General features: G+C 68.3%; 14 protein-coding genes. 8 read left to right on the forward strand and 6 right to left on the reverse strand.

What is annotated here, in order from left to right; translation table 11 throughout:
* A partial coding sequence (gene sucB, locus AVW09_RS11255) for a 2-oxoglutarate dehydrogenase, E2 component, dihydrolipoamide succinyltransferase (protein WP_063258170.1) occupies positions 1–1,459 on the forward strand: 1,459 nt, incomplete at its 5' end.
* Between the two features lie 17 nt (positions 1,460–1,476).
* On the opposite strand, the gene AVW09_RS11260 is transcribed toward sucB, so the two are convergent.
* On the reverse strand, positions 1,477–2,583 hold the full coding sequence (locus tag AVW09_RS11260; protein ID WP_063258171.1) for a hypothetical protein: 1,107 nt from the start codon (positions 2,581–2,583) through the stop codon (positions 1,477–1,479).
* Positions 2,584–2,703: 120 nt separating this feature from the next.
* Here AVW09_RS11260 and AVW09_RS11265 point away from each other — a divergent pair, with 120 nt between their 5' ends.
* On the forward strand, positions 2,704–3,414 hold the full coding sequence (locus AVW09_RS11265; protein WP_063258172.1) for a DUF4191 domain-containing protein: 711 nt from the start codon (positions 2,704–2,706) through the stop codon (positions 3,412–3,414).
* A 41-nt stretch (positions 3,415–3,455) separates the two neighbouring features.
* Here the strand turns inward: AVW09_RS11265 and AVW09_RS11270 are convergent, their stop codons facing one another.
* Entirely contained in the window at positions 3,456–3,884 is a 429-nt protein-coding gene (locus AVW09_RS11270) for an RDD family protein (RefSeq protein WP_063258173.1), read from the reverse strand.
* A 131-nt stretch (positions 3,885–4,015) separates the two neighbouring features.
* On the opposite strand from AVW09_RS11270, the gene glnA (AVW09_RS11275) reads away from it, so the two are divergent.
* Both glnA (AVW09_RS11275) and AVW09_RS11280 read left to right on the forward strand, forming a co-directional pair.
* Positions 4,016–5,440: a type I glutamate--ammonia ligase gene (gene glnA / locus AVW09_RS11275; RefSeq protein ID WP_063258174.1), complete on the forward strand. Its 1,425-nt coding sequence runs from the start codon at positions 4,016–4,018 to the stop codon at positions 5,438–5,440.
* Positions 5,441–5,639: 199 nt separating this feature from the next.
* Entirely contained in the window at positions 5,640–6,239 is a 600-nt protein-coding gene (locus AVW09_RS11280; protein ID WP_063258175.1) for a hypothetical protein, read from the forward strand.
* 6 nt (positions 6,240–6,245) lie between these two features.
* On the opposite strand, the gene AVW09_RS11285 is transcribed toward AVW09_RS11280, so the two are convergent.
* The gene (locus AVW09_RS11285; RefSeq protein WP_063258176.1) at positions 6,246–6,560 is read right to left on the reverse strand and encodes a DUF2277 domain-containing protein; all 315 of its coding nucleotides are present in this window, start codon (positions 6,558–6,560) and stop codon (positions 6,246–6,248) included.
* A gap of 97 nt (positions 6,561–6,657) precedes the next feature.
* Here AVW09_RS11285 and AVW09_RS11290 point away from each other — a divergent pair, with 97 nt between their 5' ends.
* Positions 6,658–8,352 (forward strand): long-chain-fatty-acid--CoA ligase, encoded by a 1,695-nt coding sequence (locus tag AVW09_RS11290; protein WP_063258177.1) that lies wholly within the window; start codon positions 6,658–6,660, stop codon positions 8,350–8,352.
* Between the two features lies 1 nt (position 8,353).
* Here the strand turns inward: AVW09_RS11290 and AVW09_RS11295 are convergent, their stop codons facing one another.
* Genes AVW09_RS11295 through AVW09_RS11305 form a run of 3 tightly spaced genes read right to left on the reverse strand, consistent with a single transcriptional unit; the run spans position 8,354 to position 12,929 of the window.
* Positions 8,354–11,344 carry a bifunctional [glutamine synthetase] adenylyltransferase/[glutamine synthetase]-adenylyl-L-tyrosine phosphorylase gene (locus AVW09_RS11295; protein WP_063258193.1) on the reverse strand — a complete coding sequence of 997 codons (2,991 nt, stop codon included), beginning with the start codon at positions 11,342–11,344 and terminating at the stop codon, positions 8,354–8,356.
* A 10-nt stretch (positions 11,345–11,354) separates the two neighbouring features.
* Positions 11,355–12,695, reverse strand: a complete 1,341-nt coding sequence (gene glnA, locus AVW09_RS11300) for a type I glutamate--ammonia ligase (RefSeq protein ID WP_063258194.1) — start codon at positions 12,693–12,695, stop codon at positions 11,355–11,357.
* 27 nt (positions 12,696–12,722) lie between these two features.
* A complete protein-coding gene (locus AVW09_RS11305) occupies positions 12,723–12,929 on the reverse strand; it encodes a hypothetical protein (RefSeq protein WP_022880545.1) in 207 nt (68 codons plus the stop codon).
* Positions 12,930–13,027: 98 nt separating this feature from the next.
* Here AVW09_RS11305 and ppgK point away from each other — a divergent pair, with 98 nt between their 5' ends.
* The 3 genes from ppgK to AVW09_RS11320 all read left to right on the forward strand — a co-directional run bounded on the left by ppgK (position 13,028) and on the right by AVW09_RS11320 (position 17,776).
* Positions 13,028–13,813 carry a polyphosphate--glucose phosphotransferase gene (gene ppgK / locus AVW09_RS11310; protein WP_063258178.1) on the forward strand — a complete coding sequence of 262 codons (786 nt, stop codon included), beginning with the start codon at positions 13,028–13,030 and terminating at the stop codon, positions 13,811–13,813.
* 7 nt (positions 13,814–13,820) lie between these two features.
* On the forward strand, positions 13,821–14,246 hold the full coding sequence (locus AVW09_RS11315) for a YkvA family protein (protein ID WP_063258179.1): 426 nt from the start codon (positions 13,821–13,823) through the stop codon (positions 14,244–14,246).
* A 233-nt stretch (positions 14,247–14,479) separates the two neighbouring features.
* The gene (locus tag AVW09_RS11320) at positions 14,480–17,776 is read left to right on the forward strand and encodes an RHS repeat-associated core domain-containing protein (RefSeq protein ID WP_082822933.1); all 3,297 of its coding nucleotides are present in this window, start codon (positions 14,480–14,482) and stop codon (positions 17,774–17,776) included.
* The last annotated feature ends 3 nt before the right edge of the window (positions 17,777–17,779 follow it).

A 17,779-nucleotide genomic window follows, 5' to 3' on the forward strand; every position in this document is an offset into this window, starting at 1 on the left:
CCCCGCCGAAGAGACGCCCGCCCCCGCCGAAGAGGCCGCGCCCGCCGAGCAAGAGGCGCCCGCCGGTCTGGGCGAACAGCCCGCGGCCCCCGCCGCGTCGGGCGACGCGACCGAGGTCAAGCTCCCCGAGCTCGGCGAGAGCGTCACCGAGGGCACCATCACCCGGTGGCTCAAGGCCGTCGGCGACGACGTCGCGGTCGACGAGCCGCTCCTCGAGATCTCGACCGACAAGGTCGACACCGAGATCCCCTCGCCCGTCGCGGGCACCCTGCAGGAGATCCTCGTCCAGGAGGATGAGACGGTCGCCGTCGGTTCCGCACTTGCCCGCATCGGCAGCGGAGCGGCCGCCCCCGCGCAGGCGCAGCCCGCCCCGGCCATCGAGCCCGAGCCGATCCAGCAGCCCCAGCCGTCCGAGGTGCAGGAGCAGCCCGCCGCCCCCGCCGCGGAAGAGAAGCCCGCCGAACAGCCCGCCGCTTCGGCGCCGCAGGCCGCCGCTCCGGCGTCCGCCCCGGCCGCCGCGCCGACCTCGAGCGGTGACGAGGTCACCTACGTCACGCCGCTCGTGCGTCGCCTCGCCCAGCAGCAGGGCGTCGATCTCTCGACCGTCAGCGGTAGCGGCGTCGGGGGTCGCATCCGCAAGGAGGACGTCCTCAAGGCTGCCGAGGCCGCGAAGGCGGCTCCGGCCGCGTCCGCTGCTCCGGCCGCCGCTGCCGCGGCTCCCGCCGCGCCGGTCGAGGTCTCGCCGCTGCGTGGCACGACGCAGAAGATGACGCGTCTGCGCAAGGTCATCGCGGAGCGCGCCGTCGCGTCGATGCAGGCCACGGCGCAGCTGACCACCGTGGTCGAGGTCGACGTGACCAAGGTCGCGGCTCTGCGCGACCGTGTGAAGGGCGAGTTCCAGCAGAAGACGGGCGACAAGCTGTCGTTCCTCCCCTTCTTCGCCCTCGCCGCCGTCGAGGCGCTGAAGACGTACCCGATCATCAACTCCACGGTCGAGGGCGACGAGATCGTCTACCCGGCTCACGAGAACGTCTCGATCGCGGTCGACACCGAGCGCGGACTCCTGACGCCCGTCGTCAAGGACGCGGGCGAGAAGAACATCGCCCAGCTCGCGCGCGAGATCGCCGATCTGGCGGCTCGTACCCGCGACAACAAGCTGAAGCCCGACGAGCTCGCCGGCGGCACGTTCACGCTCACCAACACCGGTTCGCGCGGCGCGCTGTTCGACACCCCGATCGTTTTCCTGCCGCAGTCAGCCATCCTCGGCCTCGGTGCGGTCGTGAAGAAGCCCGGCGTGGTCTCGGTCGATGGCAAGGACGCGATCTCGGTCCGCTCGTACGTCTACCTTGCGCTGTCGTACGACCACCGCATCATCGATGGTGCGGATGCCGCCCGTTTCCTCGGTGCGGTCAAGGCTCGCCTCGAGGCCGCGGCCTTCGAGGGCGACCTCGGGATCTGATCCCCGCCGACACCGGCTCATGATGGCTGGTCCGCAACGTCTCTGACGGAGCGGACCAGCCATCGGTCTTTTCCCCGGACGAGGGTGACGTACTGACCCCGCTCCCCCTCCGTGAGTCGGACGACGGCGAGCCCCCCGAAGTCGTCGATCACGTCGAGTCGGGCGTGTCGTGGATCCAGCGGCGCGGGCTCCGCAGGATCGGCCGAAGCTTCGCGAAGCGGAGCCGCGCACACGTCGTCGGTGCAGGCCGCGAGCGAGGACAGCACGGTGGATGCCGCGGACGCGAGGTCCCCGGAAGCCGTCTCGGACGAGCCGCCCGGTGGAGTCACCGAGGCTTGGTGAGATCCCGGCTCTCCGCCATCGCTCGAGTCCGTGGCGGGTTCCGCCGGCACCGCAGTGCTCAGGGAGCCTTCCGCTGCGGGAGTGACATGAGACGACACAGCTCCGTCCTGCTCGCCGTCGCCCGCCCCCGCCCCCGACGTCTCCACGCCGGACTCCTCGGCAGCCGCAGGCTCGCGCGACGGCCCAGCAGCTACCGGCTCCCCCGACGGCGCGGTCACCGTCATCGCGGCCACCAGAACGACCACGGCGGCGCCGACCCCCGCGAACAGCACCCGCGGCCGCACGCGCCGGAGGGCGGCACGCACCGCCGCGAGAAACGGCGGGAGCTCGGCATCCGTTCCGCTGACGTTCGGCGGCGGCGCATCGTCGGGCACGGCCGGGCTCAGCGGTCCGAGGACGATCGGCTGCGGCTCGATGACGGAGAGCAGACGCCGTTCGAGCGTGTCCCACGTCGGTGGCGGGTCGGTGAGCAGGGCGTCACGTAGGCGAGCGAACCCGGGGCGGACGTCGAGCGGCACGAGCGACGTCAGGTCGTTCAGTACGGCGACGCTCGCTTCGAGGACGTCGTCGCCGCCGGGGTCGTCGACCAGCAGCGGGCGTCCCTCGGCGGTGATCCGCCACTGCGCTCCCGCGGCGCGCGAGGGAGCCGCCGCACACCCGCGGACGACCGCGACCGCGAGAGTCGCAGCCTCCCCCGCGGTCAGCGGGAGCGCGCTCCGTCGACGTCGGCGGAGGTAGCCGATGACGGTGTCGATCGTGGTGTCGAGCGGAACGGGATGCATGTCCCGATGCTCGCCGACCGGGAACCACGCTGTCGGAGCGGAACCACGGTTCCGTGGAGGAATCCGAAATCCGCTCGGGTGGGGAGGAGCGGTCCCGGGGGCGAAGATAGAATCGAACGCATGGCCGCTCGCACCTCCACCCCCGAGAAGCGCCCGGGATTCTTCTCCCAGCTGCGCACCTTGTACACCTTCACGCAGAAGGAGTACCGCTGGCTCCCGTTCGCGCTGGCCGGAATCGTGCTCGTGGGCATCGGCCTCGGCGTGCTCGTCGGGTTCCTCATCCCGCCGCTCGCCGCCTGGAGCGTGGTCCTGTGGGGTGTCACGGGTCTGCTCGCCGGCATCCTCGCCGGAATGATCACCATGACGCGCCTGTCGACGAAGGCCATGTACCGGCAGATCGACGGCATGCCCGGCGCCACCGGCCACGTGCTCACGTCGTCGCTCGGCCGCAATTGGCAAGCCTCGGAGACGCCGATCGGCGTGAACCCGCGGACGCAGGATGCCGTCTACCGTGCCATCGGCCGGGGCGGCGTCGTGCTGGTCGGTGAGGGCTCCCGCGCGCGTCTGTCCCGCCTCGTGAACGAGGAGCGCGCACGTGTCCAGCGTGTGGCCGCGGGCGTTCCCGTGACCGTGCTGTACGTCGGCCACGGTGAGGGCGACGTCGAGATCAAGAACCTCGCGTCGGCCATCAAGGCGCTGCCGAAGAAGGTCGACCGCACGACGCAGGCCGCGGTCATCAAGCGCGTGGCATCCGTCTCTCCGGGACTGTCGTCGCTGCCGATCCCGAAGGGCGTCGACCCGACCAAGATGCGCGCGCCGCGCCCCCGCTGATCCTCGACGAACGACCCCGCTCCGGCGGGGTCGTTCTCGTTTCAGCGTCGGACGAGAACCGTCCCGACCGCCTTGTCGTGCAACCCGCGCTGATCGGCATCCCACACGACCGCGGGAATGATCAGACCCAGCAGCAGGGTGCGGACGACCGGGCGCCACACCCCGACCCATCCGCCGGATGCCAGCTCCAGACGCATGCCCAGCAGTCGGTGCCCGGGGCTTCCCCCGATCAGCGGGATGAAGACGATCTGCACGAGGAAGAAGATGAGGTTCGTCGCGATCGGGTTCGCGAACGGCACACCGGTCACCGGATCGGGCGAGGAGAAGAACGCGTAGCCGATGAGACCGGCGCACGCGACGTCGACGAGCAGGGCCGCGATCCGGCGGCCGGGACGGGCGATCGAGCCACGGCCCTCGCGGGGAAGGCCGAGTCGCTGGCCCGGGTAAGCGTTGTCTGCGGCGGCGGTCACCCCCTCAGCGTAATCGGGCTCGTGTAACACGCCCGAAACATCCGAGATATCGCAGAGACACCGGTTCTGGATAGGGTCGGGGAGGCTGGCCGAGGCCTACCGATCCCGAATGTTCTACCTCTGGAGTCTTCATGTTCAAAGATTCGTCCGAGGTGCTCAAGTTCATCCAGGACGAGGACGTCAAGTTCCTCGACATCCGTTTCACGGACCTTCCTGGCGTGCAGCAGCACTTCAACATCCCCGCGTCGACCGTCGACGAGGAGTTCTTCACCGTCGGACAGCTGTTCGATGGCTCGTCGATCCGCGGGTTCGCGAACATCCACGAGTCGGACATGCAGCTCATCCCCGACGTGACGACGGCGTACCTCGACCCGTTCCGCGAGGCGAAGACGCTCATCATGGTCTTCGACATCTACAACCCGCGCAACGGTGAGATCTACTCGAAGGACCCGCGTCAGGTCGCCAAGAAGGCCGAGAAGTACCTCGCCTCCACCGGCATCGCCGACACCGCCTTCTTCGCTCCCGAGGCCGAGTTCTACATCTTCGACGACGTCCGCTACGAGGTGAAGCAGAACGCCAGCTTCTACTCCGTGGACTCGGAAGAGGGCGCCTGGAACACCGGTCGCGTGGAAGAGGGCGGAAACCTCGCCAACAAGACCCCCTACAAGGGTGGCTACTTCCCCGTCTCGCCCGTCGACAAGCAGGCCGACCTCCGCGACGACATCAGCCTCAAGCTGATTGACGCCGGCCTCATCCTCGAGCGCGCTCACCACGAGGTGGGCACGGGTGGTCAGGCCGAGATCAACTACCGCTTCGACACGATGGTGCACGCGGCCGACGACATCCTGAAGTTCAAGTACATCGTCAAGAACACGGCGCTCGAGTGGGGCAAGGTCGCGACCTTCATGCCGAAGCCCCTCTTCGGTGACAACGGTTCGGGTATGCACACGCACCAGTCGCTGTGGAACGACGGCAAGCCGCTGTTCTACGACGAGGCCGGCTACGGCGGGCTCTCCGACATCGCGCGCTGGTACATCGGTGGCATCCTGGCCCACGCGCCCGCCGTGCTCGCCTTCACCAACCCGACCCTCAACAGCTACCACCGTCTGGTGAAGGGCTTCGAGGCTCCGGTCAACCTGGTGTACTCGGCCGGTAACCGCTCCGCGGCCATCCGTATCCCGATCACGGGCACGAACCCCAAGGCCAAGCGCATCGAGTTCCGCGCGCCGGACGCCTCGGGCAACCCGTACCTCGCGTTCGCCGCGCAGCTGATGGCCGGCATCGACGGCATCAAGAACCGCATCGAGCCGCACGAGCCCGTCGACAAGGACCTGTACGAGCTTCCCGCCGAGGAGGCGAAGAACATTCCTCAGGTTCCGAACTCGCTGCTCGACTCGCTCGAGGCTCTGCGCGCCGACCACGAGTTCCTGCTCGCCGGTGGCGTCTTCACGCAGGAGCTCATCGACACCTGGATCGAGTACAAGATCGAGAACGAGATCCAGCCGCTGGCCCAGCGCCCGCACCCCTTCGAGTACGAGCTGTACTTCGGCGTCTGATCTCCGGATCATCCACGACGAAGCCCGTCCCCGCCGTTTCGCGGGGGCGGGCTTCGTCGTTGTGCAGGGAACATAGACGGTCCGGACGGCGAGCGGCAGCCTCTGGTAAACGCCACGGGGATTCGGCATCCTGAATCGGTCGAGAGGGGCCGGCGTGAGGAATCTTCGGAGCGGGTGGAGGCGTGCATCGTTGGCCGTGATGATCTCGGCCTCCGTGGCACTGACGCTCACGGCGTGCGGCGAGGGGGCGGCCGAGCCCGGGTCCGAGCAGGCGTTCGCGGACGCCCGGGCGGTGAATCTCGAGTTCAAGGCCACTGTCGCCACCGTGCAGAAAGAGGTCTTCGACGGGGAATGGCGCGTCGGCGCTTACGGAGATACGCCTGAAGCCTGCGGGGAGGGCTACCAGTTCTCGTTACGACGCGAGCTTCCGAAGGGTTTCTCGTTCGACGGTCAAGGCCCGCAGCGGATGGAGGAACTCCGCTCGTGGTTGTCCGAGAACGGGTGGCAGCTCGCGCCGACGCAGACGTACGGCGAGGGGATCGAGAACATCGTGATCATCGCGGGCAAACCGGACGCGAAGGTGTCGCGTCTGGACGTCGACATGGTTCCGGCGAATCCGGCCGAGGGCACGATCGACGTGCTGGAACTGCGCGCGACATCCACATGCGAACCCGGAGATGCCGCCGCGCTCCTCGACCAGCTGCGCGGCCCGCTCACGGTGGTACCGGACGACCACGGCATCCCGGATCTGGAGAGTCCGGATGCCCCTCCCCTGTTCGATCGCTTCGACGAGGGCTGAGCCGGTTCAGGATGCCGAGCGCGCGGCGCGCTTCTGCTCCTGGAACGCGCGGATCGCCTCGTAGCGGTCCGCTGATCGGGCCTGGCGCTTCGCCGCCTCGACTTCGCGCGTCTTGGGCGGAGCCGTCGTGACGAGATCGTCCAGCATCCGGCGGGTGGCCGCGGCGATCTCCTCGACGGCGCGATCGAACACTTCCTGATTCGCACGGGAGGGCTTCGTCGTTCCGATGATCTTGCGGACGAACTGCAGCGCCGCGTCGTGGCACTCGTCGTCGGACGCGGGCGGCTCGAAGTTGTGGAGCGGCACGATGTTGCGGCACATGCCGACAGGCTAGGCCGCTCCCCCGCGACGGGAAAGACCCCGCGTTCCCGGCATCCGCACAGCGGACGTGTCGGTGGGGTCGGGAAGGATGGATGCCATGACCTCCCCCTACGCGTCGCGTCCGTGGCTGAGCTCGTACGCCGAAGGCGTGCCCCACGAGATCGACGAGCCCTCGCAGACGCTGCCCGAGATGATCGCGGATTCGGTGCACCGCTACGGCAAGAGCGTCGCGCTGGAGTTCTTCGGCGCGCAGACGACCTACCGCGAGCTGGGCGACCAGATCGCACGCGCGGCCGAGGGGCTGCGCCGTCTCGGGGTGAAGGCGGGCGACCGTGTCGCGCTCGTGCTGCCGAACTGTCCGCAGCACGTGGTCGCGTTCTACGCCGCGCTGCGGCTCGGCGCGATCGTGATCGAGCACAACCCGCTCTACACCGCGCGTGAGCTGCGGCACCAGTTCGAGGATCACGGCGCAAAGTTCGCGATCGTCTGGGACAAGGTGGCCGACCTGGTCGCCGACTTCCCGTCCGACCTGGCGCTCGAGCACATCGTCAGCGTCGACATCACGCGGGCGATGCCTTTCGGTACGCGCCTGGCGCTCCGGCTGCCGGTGAAGAAGGCGCGGGAGTCGCGCGCGCAGCTCACCGCTACGCCGACGTCCAAGCGCCCGAAGCCGTGGGACGCGCTGCTGACCCACGGAAAGCTGTCGCGGAAGCACCACGGCCCGCTTCTCGGCGACATCGCGCTCCTGCAGTACACCAGCGGCACGACCGGAAACCCCAAGGGTGCGGTCCTCACGCACCGCAACCTCCGCGCGAACGCGATGCAGGGGCGCGCATGGGTGCCGGGGCTCCACGACGGCGAGGAGACGTTCTACGGCGTGCTCCCCCTGTTCCACGCGTACGGGCTGACGCTGTGCCTGACGTTCGCGATGAGCATCGGCGCGAAGCTCGTGCTGTTCCCGAAGTACGACCTCGACCTCGTGGCATCCGCTGTCCCGAAGAGCTCGCCGACGTTCCTGCCGGCCGTTCCCCCGATCTACGACCAGCTCGCGCGCGCCGCCGCCCGCGGCACGCTCGACCTCTCGACGGTCCGGTTCGCGATCTCGGGCGCGATGAGCCTTCCGGTCGCCACCGTCGACCGCTGGGAGGCGGCCACGGGTGGTCTGCTGGTCGAGGGTTACGGAATGACCGAGTCGTCGCCGGTCGCGCTCGGCAACCCGATCGGCCCGTCGCGGCGCCCGGGCACGGTGGGCGTGCCGTTCCCGAGCACCGACATCCGGGTGGTCGACCCGTCCGACCCCGAGAAGGACCTTCCGCTCGGCGAGCCCGGGGAGCTGCTCCTGCGCGGACCACAGGTGTTCGAGGGGTACTGGAACCGTCCGGCCGACACGGCCGCGACGCTCCTCGACGGCGGCTGGCTGCGCACCGGCGACATCGCCTCGGTCTCGGCCGACGGCTTCGTCACGATCGTTGACCGGCTGAAGGAGATCATCATCACCGGCGGCTTCAACGTCTCGCCCAGCGAGGTGGAGGACGTGCTGGTGTCGCACCCCGACATCGAGGGCGCCGCGGTCGTCGCGCTCCCGAAGCCGCGTGGCGGAGAAGACGTCGCCGCCGCGATCGTCGTGCGCGACGGCGTGCAGATCGAACCCGAGGCGATCCGCGACTACTGCAAGTCGCGTCTCGCTGCCTACAAGGTCCCGCGGCGCGTGGTCGTCGTCGACGACCTGCCACGGTCGCTCATCGGCAAGGTGCTGCGTCGCGAGGTGCGGGAGCGACTGCTGGGGTCGTGAGTCACCCGTAGAAGAGCTTCTCGAACACGCGGCGGGCCCGCCGCGTGGCGCCGAGGTAATCCTCTTCGACCTGGGTGGCCGAGTGGGGCGGGTACTCGAGGATCCGTCCGATCCCGTCGAGGCGTGCGCGGTCCGCGGGCAGCACGTCGCTCGTCTGCCCCGACAGCAGCGTATTGGCCGACCGCAGGCGGCTCGCCAGATGCCAGGATGCCGCGAGCTTCTCCGCCGCGTCCGGAGCGATGAGGCCCGCGTCCACCGCTGCACGCAACGCGTCCAACGTCGACGTAGTGCGCAGCGCCGGGACCGCCCGAGCGTGCTGCAGCTGAAGGATCTGCACGAGCCACTCGACGTCACTGATCGACCCGGGGCCGAGCTTCAGGTGGCGCGCGGGGTCGGCGCCCTGCGGGAGCCGTTCGTTCTCGACGCGGGCCTTGATCCGGCGGATCTCGCGGAGCCCGTTCGGGTCGGCGGTCGCGGGGTACCGCACGTCGTCGGCGAGGGCGATGAAGTCGGCGATGAGCTTCACGCTCCCCGCGACACCACGGGCGCGCAGCAGCGCCTGGGCCTCCCACGACAGCGACCACCGGCGGTAGTACTCCGCGTACGCGTCGAGTGAGCGCGCGAGGGGACCGCTACGGCCCTCCGGGCGCAGATCGGCGTCGAGGTCGAGGGGAAGCCGGTGGTCCTCGGAGTGCTCGCGCAGACCGGCCACGATCTTCAGCGCGAGGCTGCTCGCGCGCTGCGGGTCGACGCCGTTCGCGCGATAGACGTACATCACATCGGCATCCGACCCGAATCCAATCTCGCGGCCGCCGAAGCGTCCCATGGCGATGATCGAGAAATCGAGGGCGTCGTCCTCCGGCGGCACGACCTCGCGGCGCACCGCGCGGAGGGTGGCCTGGATCGTGACCTCGGTGATCGTCGTGAGAGCGTCCGACAGTTCTTCGAGCGACACGACCTCGAGCACCGCGGCCATGGCGATGCGGAGCATCTCCCGACGTCGGAGCGCCCGCACCGACCGCATGGCGCCCTCGATGTCGTCCCAGCGCGTCTGAATCGCGCGAGCCTCCTCCTGCAGCGCGGCGCCGGAGCGCGGACGCAGCAGTGCGTCGTCGTCGAGCCACGCGACCGACTCGGGGATCCACTCCATCAGCTCGCCGATGTAGCGCGAGCCCGACAGCACGCGGGTGAGGCTTTCGGCGGCGCCGGCCGAGTCGCGCAGCATCCGCAGGAACCACGGGGTGTTGCCGAGCCGCTCGCTGATCCGGCGGAACACGAGCAGGCCGTAGTCCGGGTCGACGCCGTCGGCGAACCACCGGATCATGATCGGCATGAGGTGCCGCTGGATGGTCGCCTTGCGGCTCAGGCCGCTGGTGAGCGCCGCGATGTGCCGCAGCGCACCGGCCGGATCGCGGAAGCCGATCGCCGCGAGACGGTCGCGCGCCTGCTCGGTCGAGAGCGAACGCTCGCCCTCGGGCAGCGCGGCGACCGCGGACAGCAGCGGCCGGTAGAACAGGCGGACGTGGATGTCACGGACCTCGCGCTTGATGCTCTCCCACGCGGCCTGCACGCCCGCGGCGGAATCCGCGAGTCGGGTGGCGCGCGCGAGGACGCGGAGGTCGTCCTCCTTCTCGGGTAGCAGGGCCGTGCGGCGCAGGCCGCGGAGCTGCAAGCGATGCTCGATGAGACGCAGGAGGCGGTAGTCGCGGCCGAAGGCCTCGGCTTCGCTGCGGCCGATGTACCCCTCAGCGACGAGCGCGTCGAGGGCCTCGAGCGTCCCGCGCTGACGGATGCGGTCGTCGGTGAGTCCGTGGACGAGCTGCAGCAGCTGCACGGTGAACTCGACATCCCGGATGCCACCGGGCCCGAGCTTCACCTGTCGGTTGATCTCGGCCGCGGGGATGTGCTCGGTGACGCGCTCGCGCATGCGCTGAACGCCCTCGACGAAGTTCTCGCGCGCGGCGCTGTGCCACACCAGTGGCTGCACGGCCGCGATGTACTCGGCGCCGAGGGCCGGGTCGCCGGCGATCGCGCGGGCCTTCAGCAGCGCCTGGAACTCCCAGCTCTTCGCCCACCGGGCGTAGTACTGCTCGTGGGCGCCGAGGCTGCGGACGAGCGCCCCCTGCTTCCCTTCGGGGCGCAGGTTCGGGTCGACCTCCCACAGCGGCGGCTCGATCTCGGGACCGGAGATGCCGCGCATCGTCTGCACCGCGAGGCGGGTGCCGATGTCGATCGCGCGTGCCTCGGACACGACCTCTTCGTCCGCGGTGCCGCCGACGAAGATGACGTCCACGTCGCTGACGTAGTTGAGCTCGCGCGCCCCGGTCTTGCCCATCGCGATGATGGCGAAGCGCGTCGCGGCGACCTGTTCACGCGGGAACGTCCCGGGTCCGGTGCCGGACACGCGCGATCGCGCGACCGCCAACGATGCCTCGAGCGCGGCCCCCGCGAGGTCGGCGAGGGCCGCGGACACGATGTCGATCGCCGCGGCCGAATCCTCCTGGCCGAGGTCGTACGCCGCGATCCTCGCGAGCAGACGGCGGTATCGCACGCGCAGCGCCACCCACGCGGCATCCGTCCCCTCGGCGGCGAAGCCGTCCTCTTCACCGACGGATGCCAACAACTCGGCGCGCATGGACGGCTCGTCGGGCACGGTCAGACCCGCGCCGGCGAGGTGCGCGATCTCGTCCGGATGCCGGAGGTAGAACTCCGCGAAACCGTCGGACGCCCCCACGATGTCCCACAGTGCGCGCCACGTGCCCGCGTCGGCGGCCGCGGCCCGGACGGCAGCGGCATCCCGTCGCGCGATCTGCACGAGCGCCGAAAGCGCCCGATCCGGATCGGCGACGCGGTGCGCCAGGTCCATGGCATCCGCCCGCTCGGTACCCGTGAGCTGTTCGAGCTCACCCAAGCCCGCATCGGCCTCCGCGAGACGCGAGAAGCCGGTGCGGGCCAGGGCGGTGAGCGCCGTCGATCGATCGCCCGAGATCACCACGGCGAGGTCAGAGCGCCTCGAGGTTGCTCTGCAGCTCGAAGGGCGTGACCTGCGCGCGGTACTGCTGCCACTCGCGACGCTTGTTCAGGAGCACGTACTTGAAGACCTGCTCCCCCAGTGTTTCGGCGACGAGCTCGGACTCCTCCAGGTACCCGAGTGCGTGGTCGAGGCTCGCCGGGAGCGGTGCGTAGCCGAGCGCGCGACGCTCGGCGTCGGACAGCGACCACACGTTGTCCTCCGCCTCGGGCGGCAGCTCGTACTCCTCCTCGATGCCCTTGAGGCCGGCCGCGAGCATGAGCGCGTACGACAGGTAGGGGTTCGCGGCGGAGTCGAGCGCACGGTACTCGACCCGCGTCGACTGGCCCTTGTTCGGCTTGTACAGCGGAACGCGCACGAGCGCGGAGCGGTTGTTGTGACCCCAGCAGATGAAGCTCGGGGCTTCGTCGCCGCCCCACAGGCGCTTGTACGAGTTGACGAACTGGTTCGTGACGGCCGAGATCTCGTTCGCGTGCCGGAGCAGGCCGGCGATGAAGTGGCGGCCCACCTTCGACAGCTGGTACTGGCCGCCCTCTTCGTAGAACGCGTTCATGTCGCCCTCGAACAGCGACATGTGGGTGTGCATCCCGCTGCCCGGCTGGCCGCTGAGCGGCTTCGGCATGAACGTCGCGTACACGCCCTGCTCGATCGCGACCTCCTTCACGACCGTGCGGAAGGTCATGATGTTGTCGGCCGTGGTGAGCGCGTCGGCGTAGCGGAGGTCGATCTCGTTCTGGCCGGGGCCGCCCTCGTGGTGGCTGAATTCGACGGAGATCCCGAGGTCTTCCAGCATCCGCACCGAGCGACGACGGAAGTCGTGCGCCGTGCCGCCGGGGACGTTGTCGAAGTAGCCTGCGGAGTCGACGGGCTCCGGGCGTCCGTCGGGGCCGAGCTGCGACGACTTCAGCAGGTAGAACTCGATCTCGGGGTGCGTGTAGAACGTGAACCCGGCGTCGGCGGCCTTGGCGAGCGTGCGCTTGAGCACGTGTCGCGGGTCGGCGACCGCGGGCTGGCCGTCGGGCGTGGTGATGTCGCAGAACATGCGCGCCGTGGGGTCGATCTCGCCGCGCCACGGGAGGATCTGGAACGTCGTGGGGTCGGGGTGCGCCAGCAGGTCGGACTCGTACGATCGCGTCAGGCCCTCGATGGCGGAGCCGTCGAAGCCCAGGCCTTCGCTGAACGCCCCTTCCACTTCGGCCGGGGCGATCGCCACCGACTTCAGGGTTCCGACCACGTCGGTGAACCACAGGCGCACGAACTTCACGCCGCGTTCCTCGATCGTCCGCAGGACGAAATCGCGCTGCTTGTCCATCGTCATCCTCGTTTCGATCGGGCGGGGTCAGCGGCCGGAGCCGGATCCCCAGTCGGAGTCGCGGGCCTCGTCCTCGGCCCACTTCTTCGAACGTTCCTGCAGCAGCTGGGGCGCACGCGCCGCTTCCTCCGCGGTGTCGAAGGGACCCGCGCGATCGACCGCCGGCGACTCGTACCCCTGCTCGACCTGGCCGGTCTCGAGGTTGTACCAGTACTTCTTGTTGTCGTCGCTCACGATCGCTCCTTGCGTGGGTCTGGCTCCGTAGCGGACGTCTGACGGGCGCTCCCCCGATCCTACTGATCCGGGCCCCCCGCCTGGCTAGGCTGGAGGGCATGGCAACGAATGCGTCGCGTGCGGTCGGAGTGGACATCGGTGGAACCGGGATCAAGGCGGGAATCGTCGACCTGGATGCCGGTGAGCTCATCAGCGATCGGGTGAAGGTCTCCACCCCGAAGGGCGCGGAGCCCGCCGACGTCCTCGAGGCGGTGAAGGAGGTCCTCCAGACCCTCGAAGCCCCGGACGAGTTGCCGCTCGGCGTCGCGTTCCCCGCGATCGTGAAGAACGGCAAGACGCTCTCCGCCGCGAACGTCTCGTCGTCGTGGATCGGCTTCGAGGCCGAGAAGTTCTTCGAGCACGGCCTCTCGCGTGACATCCATTTCGCCAATGACGCCGACGTCGCCGGCATCGCCGAGGTCCGCTACGGCGCCGCGAAGGGCGTGAACGGCCTCGTGATCCTCACGACGCTCGGCACGGGCATCGGCTCCGCGATGATCTACGACGGCGTCCTCATCCCGAACAGCGAGCTCGGTCACCTCCAGCGTGCCGAGCACAAGAAGGATGCCGAGGGCTACGCCGCCTACTCCGCGATGGAGCGCGACGAACTGTCGTGGGAGAAGTGGGCGAAGCGTCTGCAGTGGTACTACGACTACGTCGAGTTCCTCTTCAGCCCCGACCTGATCGTCGTCGGCGGCGGGGTCTCGAAGCACTCCGAGGAGTTCCTGCCGATGCTGAAACTGCGGGCCCCGATCGTCCCGGCCAAGCACCGCAACAACGCGGGCATCATCGGCGCGGCGTCGCTGGCCGTCCCCGTCGTCGAGGCCCTTCCCGCGGTCAAGTAACCCTCCCTTGCCCGACTGGGTCGCGGTCGTTCTCGCCGTCCTCGGCGCGCTCGTCCTCGTCTGGGTGGCGCTGATCGTCGCGCTCGTCGCACAGCACCGCCGACTCGGCCGCGAGCTGGACTGGCGCGAGATCCTGCGGCTCATCCCCGACGTCGTACGGCTCGTCCGGCGGCTCGCCGCCGACCCGTCGGTGCCGTGGGGAACGCGGATCTGGCTGGGTGCGCTGCTGGTGTACCTGCTGCTGCCGATCGACCTGGTGCCGGACTTCCTGCCGGTGATCGGCGTGCTCGACGATGCGCTGATCGCCGCGCTCGTGCTGCGCTACGTGATCCGGCACGCCGGACGCGATGCCGTCGCCCGCCACTGGCCCGGCACGACCGCGGGGCTGGAGGGGATGTTGGCGCTGATCGGGCTGGGAGCGTCCGACGGTTGACGGGCCAGAGGGGCTCACCTTCGCGCCGACTTCGACCGGGGCCGGGAGCTGCGTGGAGGCCTCTCCTTCTCTGCGGGCACTTGCCGGAATAAGAACAGTTCTGTTCGTATTGCGAAGCGTCTGCAAATTTTATCTGCAAAGACTGACGATTCTGTGGTTCGGTTGCCGCAACGCATGAGGACTGCTTTCGTCCCCCCGAAGATCGTGGCCCGTGCCGATCTTGGGGGGATCATATGGCTGCGCGCCGTCGTCTTTCGCTTGTATCTCTTGCCGGCCTTGCGCTTGTCGTTCCTCTCGCGGTGGCGATGCCCGCACAGGCAGCAGCAGCACAGTCTGTCTCCCAGGATCCACCGGATGAGGAGTGGGTGGCGTCGGAGAAGCAGCGCGAGCACGTACCGAGTGAGCAGGTCAGCGAGGACCCGTGGACGCCCCCGGACATAGGTGGAGCGGAGACGGCGCCCCAGATGCGGGCTCAAGCAGCCGCTCCCATCGTGAATGCGCCGGGGCCGGGTGTCTTACCGTTCTACACATTCCAGGATTTCCAGGTTTCTGATCGCGCCGTCATTCGAGTGAACGTCGCCAACGGCAACATGTTCTTCGCCGCGACCGATGTCAGCCTTTCCGGGCCGGGTCAGGCCCTTCAACTGGACCGTTACTACAACAGCCTCACCGGGTCGCAGACGACCGAGGGAGCGTTCGCGTTGGGATGGGGATCATCGCTCGCACCTTTCGATGTCGGACTCTATCTATCCACGGCAGGCTCGGCCGTGGTTTATCTCCCCGGTGGGGCATCTGCAACCTTCGTGAAGAGCGGAACGGCGTGGTCGGGTCCGGCGGGGCTCAATGCGACCCTGTCCGAGGACCCGGCGAGTACGGTGGGTCGCTATGTCCTGACGTATAACCGCACAGGAGAGCGGTTGTCTTTCGATACGTCCGGGACCCTTCGGGGTCACACCGACCGCAACGGTGTCGGCATGAGGATCGATGCGGGCAGCCGCATATTGGAGGCTGCCACCCATACGGCTTCCGGTCGGAACGTGCAATTCACCTACGGCTTCGGCTCGCTCATCGAGCGAGCAACAGATTCGTCCGGCAGAACTCTCGACTACGGTCATACGGAGAACGGCTATCTCGCCTCATCCCCTGACGGGATGGCCTACGGATATCAGGGTTACGGGCTACTCAATTCGCTCTCCCTCGGTGGCGTCACCCACCAGATCGCCTACGACAACTCGAAACGTGCGACCTCGGTCACTGTGAAGAAATCCGGTGAGCCGGACAGGGTCACCCGTTTCGCCTACAATTCGGGCGCCACGGTCGTCACCGACCCAGAAGGACGCACGGCCACATACACCTACGACAGCATGGGCCGCGTGACCACCACGAGTGACGGGCTGAACCGCAGCAGGTCACAGCAGTGGACGGCCAATAGCGACATAGGCCAGAGCACCGACGCGATCGGGACGGGCACGACGACCTACACCTACGACACGTCGGGCAACCGGACGGGAACGAAGCTTCCGACGGGCGCCGCCTCGTCGGCCCTCTTCGCAACCGGGGTGAATTGCTCTGCTCCGAACACCGGAACGGCGTTCCAGCCCAAGTGCTCGACTGACGATGCGGGGAACAAGAAGCAATATCAGTACGACGCGGCGGGCAACCTCACCAAGCAGAGTGACACGTCAACGTCCACCCCGGTGACGGAGTTCGAGAAAACATACGGCGGGTGCGGCGCGGCAGCCGGTCAGGTCTGCACCACCAAAGACGGAAACGGCAACGTGACGTCCTACAGCTACAACGCGAGAGGCGATCTCACCAAGGTGACTCCGCCCTCCCCGCAGGGGACGACCTCCTACACCTACGACTCGGCTGGTCGGGTGCAGACCGTGACGGATGGAAATGGGGACGTCACGAAGTACCAATACGACAAGTTCGATCGTGTCCTCACGACCACGTACGACGACGGCTCCACAGTGCGCAGCAGTTACAACGCCAGCGGCACGGAGCGCAGTAAAACGGACTCGGCCGGCGGCTCGACGACCTACGAGTACAACGCTCAGAACCGTGTGACGAAGCAAACCGGTCCATCCTCCGGCCTGACTCAGACCTATTCATACGACAAGGCCGGCAACGTTCTGACGTTCACCGACGCCGCCGGAACAACCACCTACTCCTACGACGCCGCCAATCAACTGACAAGGCTTCAGGAACCAGGTGGCGCCTGCCCGACGAGCGGTAAGCCGGCGGCGAACTCTGGGTGCGTCACGTTCGCATACGACCAGAACGGTCGCGAAACGGTGCGTACGACACCGGGCGCGGCGACGACCACGACCACCCGGGATCTCTCCGGCCGACCGACGCGCATCACGGCGAAGACGGGCTCGGGTGCGACGGCGGTCGACATCGGGTACACGTACACGGCTCCCGGCGGCTCGAGCGACCGGGCGAACGTGCAGGCACGCACGTCCTACGCCGAACAAGGTCTGGCCGCCGGCACCGTGACAAGCTACACCTACGACTCCCGCAATCGCCTCACTCGTGCAGCCGAACAGGCGGGCACGTCACTAGGGGCGTCCTGGTCATACCGTTACGACAGGAACGGCAACCGCACCCAACAAGTGCGAAACATCGCCGGCAGTCCAGAGACCATCAGCTACACGTACGACGCGGCCAACCGTCTCACTTCGGCATCAGGCCAGAACGCGGCCTGGAGGACAGCCGCAGCGGCCCCAGCAGCAACCTTCACCTACGATGCAGCCGGCAACCAGACCTACAACGGCCTCATGAACATCACGGTGACCTACGGCGTACGCGGCGAAGCGACAAGTACCAACGGAACGAAACTGGACTACTTCGGGCCGGGCAACACCGACCGCATCAGCACGGGGAGCCGCACCTTCACCTCGGGTGCCCTGGGACTGAACAGCTCGGCCAATGGCAGCAGCACCCAGAGCTACACGCGCACGTCAGAAGGCGCCAGTGTGGGCTTCAAGGCTCAGAACCGGTGGTACTACGTGCAAGACCACCTCGGCTCGGTCGTCGGGATCATGTCCGCCACCGGCAGCTACAGCGGCGGCTACTCGTACACCCCCTACGGGGAGGCCCGCTTCACCGGTAACACCGCCGCTGTGACTACCAACCCTCTCCGCTACATTTCGGGCTATCACGATGGAAACGGCGTCTACAAACTCGGCGCCCGCTACTACGACACCAGCCTCGGTCGGTTCACCCAGATGGACCCCAGTGGGCAGGAGAAGAACGCGTACTCCTATGCCGCGAGTAATCCCTGCAACTTCTCCGATCCCACGGGGTACCTATATGAAGACGGCTGGAATTGGGGCCAAAGCACGCTTGTGGCAGCTGCAACCGGCGTGGCCAGTGCGGGAGTCGGGTGCCTCTCCGGAGCCGTCGCGGGTGCGACCGCGGCCGGAGCCGGTGCTGCACCCGGGTGCGCAATTGGGGCAATGACGGGCTTCATCTCGGGTGTGGTCACCGGCTTCGTGGGTGACGCCGTCACCCAGGCGTTCTAGGAG

This window comes from Microbacterium sp. T32, from assembly GCF_001619615.1.
GTDB lineage: Bacteria > Actinomycetota > Actinomycetes > Actinomycetales > Microbacteriaceae > Microbacterium.

Coding starts and splice junctions, on each gene's coding strand:
- AVW09_RS11260 (WP_063258171.1), bottom strand. CDS start 2,583: ATGCATCCCGTTCCGCTCGACACCACGATCGACACCGTCATCGGCTAC.
- AVW09_RS11265 (WP_063258172.1), top strand. CDS start 2,704: ATGGCCGCTCGCACCTCCACCCCCGAGAAGCGCCCGGGATTCTTCTCC.
- glnA (WP_063258174.1), top strand. CDS start 4,016: ATGTTCAAAGATTCGTCCGAGGTGCTCAAGTTCATCCAGGACGAGGAC.
- AVW09_RS11280 (WP_063258175.1), top strand. CDS start 5,640: ATGATCTCGGCCTCCGTGGCACTGACGCTCACGGCGTGCGGCGAGGGG.
- AVW09_RS11285 (WP_063258176.1), bottom strand. CDS start 6,560: ATGTGCCGCAACATCGTGCCGCTCCACAACTTCGAGCCGCCCGCGTCC.
- AVW09_RS11290 (WP_063258177.1), top strand. CDS start 6,658: ATGACCTCCCCCTACGCGTCGCGTCCGTGGCTGAGCTCGTACGCCGAA.
- glnA (WP_063258194.1), bottom strand. CDS start 12,695: ATGGACAAGCAGCGCGATTTCGTCCTGCGGACGATCGAGGAACGCGGC.
- ppgK (WP_063258178.1), top strand. CDS start 13,028: ATGGCAACGAATGCGTCGCGTGCGGTCGGAGTGGACATCGGTGGAACC.
- AVW09_RS11320 (WP_082822933.1), top strand. CDS start 14,480: ATGGCTGCGCGCCGTCGTCTTTCGCTTGTATCTCTTGCCGGCCTTGCG.